Annotated in this window: 1 pseudogene; it reads left to right on the forward strand. The window is 51.4% G+C overall.

The window, feature by feature from the left end:
- Positions 1 to 47: 47 nt before the first annotated feature.
- Positions 48 to 214, forward strand: a pseudogene (locus DXD12_RS15725) (ATP-binding protein); the annotation flags it as partial.

The following is a 214-nucleotide window of genomic DNA, read 5'->3' on the forward strand; positions in this document are numbered from 1 at the left end:
CCGAAACAGGGCATACCCGATTATTCATGCAAGGAGGGTGAGAGCTTATGAGAAACGAGATTGAAGCTATGATTACGGACATTACAGCCACTACCGCCGAAGCGGAGGACTACACAGGCGAGGACGGGCTTTTATACTGCGGCAAGTGCCATACGCCCAAAGAAGCCTACTTTTCAAAAGAAACCGCCCAATGGTTAGGGCATGACCGACACCC

It is taken from the genome of Clostridium sp. TF11-13AC (assembly GCF_003481065.1).
In the GTDB taxonomy this organism is placed as follows: Bacteria; Bacillota; Clostridia; order Lachnospirales; family Lachnospiraceae; genus Otoolea; species Otoolea fessa.